The sequence below is a fragment of the Streptomyces millisiae genome (assembly GCF_031845425.1).
Taxonomy (GTDB): Bacteria; Actinomycetota; Actinomycetes; order Streptomycetales; family Streptomycetaceae; genus Streptomyces; species Streptomyces millisiae.
The window spans coordinates 1-498 of the sequence record NZ_JAVREM010000221.1 but is presented as its reverse complement, the minus strand read 5'-3'; the positions used below and the strand labels follow the sequence as shown (position 1 = coordinate 498).

Genomic DNA, 498 nt, shown 5'->3' with positions numbered 1-498 from the left:
GCGCTATCCGTACCGCGAGCCTCCTGCTGCGCCGCCGCCAGGCGGTCCGCCACCGGGACCACCGGCGCAGGGGCCGCCCAACCAGCAGTCCATCCAGACACCGGTCGGGCCTGTGGAATTGCCTGCCCCTGGTGCGACGCCACCGGTGACGCAGCTTCCCGGGCTGCCGGAGCCGCTGCCGCCAGGACCACCCACGGTCGGACCGGGGGCACCGGGACCGGCCGGAGAGAACCCGGTTCCGCTGACCCCGCCGGAAGGTAACCCGTGATGAGGAATTCGCGCTATGGACGGATTGTCCTGGCCACGGTCCTGGCGCTTGTTCTGATCGCCGGTGGAGTCGTGGTGACCCGATCGACCACCGCCGAAAACCGGACCGAGGTAGTGGCGTACTTCGCCAACAGCAACGGGCTGTTCCCCGGCGATGAGGTGTGGATTCTTGGTGTGCCAGTCGGCAAGATCGATACGATCGAGCCGCAGCCTGAGCGTGCCAAGATCACC

General features: G+C 68.5%; 1 protein-coding gene. It reads left to right on the top strand.

From position 1 onward, the window contains the following. Window positions 1-267: 267 nt before the first annotated feature. Window positions 268-498, top strand: a 231-nt coding sequence (locus RNC47_RS36340; RefSeq protein WP_311605138.1) for an MlaD family protein, incomplete at its 3' end; no start/stop codon positions are given.